The organism is Symbiopectobacterium sp. (genome assembly GCF_051710365.1).
Taxonomy (GTDB): Bacteria; Pseudomonadota; Gammaproteobacteria; order Enterobacterales; family Enterobacteriaceae; genus Symbiopectobacterium.
Genome location: NZ_JBPETA010000291.1, coordinates 1 through 2,757, shown reverse-complemented (window position 1 = coordinate 2,757; position 2,757 = coordinate 1). Strand labels below are relative to the sequence as shown.

Annotated in this window: 4 protein-coding genes; all 4 read left to right on the top strand. The window is 46.6% G+C overall.

What is annotated here, in order from left to right; genetic code table 11:
* The first annotated feature begins 291 nt into the window (after positions 1–291).
* The 4 genes from ACTBDZ_RS16810 (at position 292) to ACTBDZ_RS16795 (ending at position 2,507) form a co-directional block, all read left to right on the top strand.
* Complete coding sequence (locus tag ACTBDZ_RS16810) at positions 292–600, top strand: antiterminator Q family protein (protein ID WP_438816152.1); 309 nt, start codon at positions 292–294, stop codon at positions 598–600.
* Between the two features lie 402 nt (positions 601–1,002).
* Positions 1,003–1,779, top strand: coding sequence for an N-acetylmuramoyl-L-alanine amidase (locus tag ACTBDZ_RS16805; RefSeq protein WP_438816151.1), 777 nt, complete (start codon positions 1,003–1,005; stop codon positions 1,777–1,779).
* A gap of 101 nt (positions 1,780–1,880) precedes the next feature.
* A complete protein-coding gene (locus tag ACTBDZ_RS16800; RefSeq protein WP_438816150.1) occupies positions 1,881–2,162 on the top strand; it encodes a hypothetical protein in 282 nt (93 codons plus the stop codon).
* A 90-nt stretch (positions 2,163–2,252) separates the two neighbouring features.
* Entirely contained in the window at positions 2,253–2,507 is a 255-nt protein-coding gene (locus tag ACTBDZ_RS16795; RefSeq protein WP_438816149.1) for an HP1 family phage holin, read from the top strand.
* Positions 2,508–2,757: the final 250 nt, after the last annotated feature.

The window sequence follows — 2,757 nt, the reverse complement described above, 5'->3', positions numbered from 1 at the left end:
GCCTTGTTATAGGAGGGCCAGTTAGTGATTTTAAAATTTTGTTTTGCCATGGAGACCTGATTTTGAAACAACTATGGTGATCTGATCCGATGATTACCCAAACTTTCTATTTATTCAACAAAGCCCAAAAAATGTTGCGCCCGAGCCGTTGCGTTTTTCATTCACCGAATATTCATATGCAATGCCGGCAAGTTGAAAATCGCTCAGCGGAGAAAGTTGCAAAAATTTACCGGTAGCGAAATCCCCAGATAGCGTTACCCGATTTGTTGAACAGTGTTGAGGTCGAAGATAATGCGCAGAGATATGCAGGAAGTGCTGGAACGTTGGGGCCGCTGGGCTGCGAGGGAAGAATACTGCTCGCTGCTGGACTGTCCTGCGATGTCGGTTATGCCTCAACGGGCGATTGCCAGCGGGAAGCCGGGCTGCTCTGACGAAGACGGGATGGCAATTGATACCTGTGTTGCGCATATGAGCACGGTTCGCAACCGGGAAGATATTTTGATACTGGGTCAGCGCTTCATAGGCGGCCTCTCACTGCGCCAGATTGCTGAAGCGATGGGTTTCAATACTTGGTGTCAGAACGTCTCTCAGAGCGTCTGAGGAGTTTTTAGAGGGGTGTTTTGTAGCGATGGCTATCCGCCTCGATATGGATCCTGTAGTAACTTTGCCCGTCCCCCTTGCGTGCGCACAAAAACCTGTGCTAATCTTCTAACATCTAGAATTGTGATTTAATTTTACGACCTCAATTTCAAAGCCTCGCTTCTTCGGATGCGGGGCTTTTGTGTTTCTGGGCTACTGAAAACATAAAACTGTCAGAAATGAGCCATTCGCATGTTGGTTTGGCTGAACCCCAAGAGTGGCGTTTTGTTATTAAAATGTTACTGCTGATTTTTGCCGAATAACGCCAGAAATCCCTTTCATAATTTCATTTTACTGTTTTTTTATACAGTAGAGGTTGCTATGATGGACACTCTATCCATCTCCATGTAGCAGGAGTTTTCTATGTATCAAATTGATTATAATAGCTATCGTTCGGTGAAAAGCTTCAACCGTCGGGTTCGTTTTCTGATTATGCACTACACCGCCAGTAATTTTAGAGGTTCTGTCAGTACTCTTACCGGTAATTCGGTCAGTGCCCATTACCTCGTCCCTGACCCATCGGAAAGTACCTACATCGACGCAGGGTTCAAGGATATGCGGATATTTAACCTGGTGGATGAAAACGACAGGGCCTGGCATGCGGGTGTGAGTGACTGGGCCGGTCGTAGCAACCTCAACGACACGTCCATCGGCATTGAAACGGTCAATCTCGCAACGGATAAAAACGGAGTGTTTACTTTTCCGCCTTTCCATCCGCAGCAGATAGAAGCCATCATCGAGTTATCAAAAAACATTTTGCAACGCTACCCGGATATTACTCCTGTTAACGTTGTCGGACATTCAGACATTGCACCGGGTCGAAAAAGCGATCCGGGCGCGGCTTTCCCTTGGAAAGAACTTTACCAGGCGGGTATTGGTGCATGGCCGGATGCAGATAACGTCGAAGAATACAGGGCTAAATTTACCTCGCAGGGCCTACCTGAACGCAGCGCTGTCATCAATTTATTGAATAAATACGGCTATTCAACCAAAACAGCAAATACGGATAATGGTTTTAAGCAATTAATCAGGGCATTCCAGCTGCATTTCCGCCAGGCAAAGTACGATGGAGAGTTGGATGTCGAAACGGCTGCAATACTGGCTGCGTTATGCGAAAAGTATAAAAAAATTAAAAGCTAACATTTAGTTGGCAATTTAAAAGGCTACGCTAATGCGTGGCCTTTTTTATTTCCCTGAGATCACATAAAGTCGCCACTGAGTGGCTTTTTTATGGAGCCAGCATGTCAAAACAGATAACCGAGCAATTGCTTTTTCGTCCAGCGAGCGAAAAACCTGTTGTGGGCATGGATGGCAAAGATGTGCTGATCTATAACCCGTGCGATGGCTATCACATTGGACATGTCCGCGCCTTTGAAGAAGACGGAGCACTCTACAATATAGGAATTTATTCCTGGGCTATGGATGAATATACTCCGCATGATTTTTACGTCGCATGGGCATTGTTGCCAGATAATCAGAATCTGAGAGAGCAATTCTCTGACCAGAAAGGTCTGGCAGTTTAACCCCCAAAAAATTCAATCAGGCTCACTTCGGTGGGCCTTTTCTTTTCCTGTAAATCACACACAGCGCCATCCCTGTTGGGAGGTGAGGCTATGACACGAATGAGCACTATCTACAGCAGGCTTTCATACGGAAGCGGAACGGGACTTATTGGCCTTGGCGCATCTGCCAGAGCCTACGCCCAGGCAACAAAAGAAAGCGTATGGCTGCTTGCAGACAAAATGGAAGGATTAACGCTTGGTGACTGGGCAATTATTGTCGGCATGGTCTGCACTATCGGCACTTTTGCGATCAACTGGTACTACCGCAGGAAGGAATACCAGTTAAGGGAAAAAGGCGGTGCGTGATGTCAAAAGCGAGCAAACTCAGTGCGACAATGCTGGCGCATCTGCGCCTGTAATTATCTGGTGCGCAGTAAAGCCCCGTCCTTCAGGTCGGGGAGGATATCAAAAAACGTAGAGAGGAAATAGTTATCCGTCATTCCGCACCTACTTTAAGAATAAATTCGACGGTATCGCTCGCCGAGAACATCAACGATGGTCTTGTGAACAGAATTGAGGTTGGATACTTGTGGTGGTCTGTCACCAATACTGAACT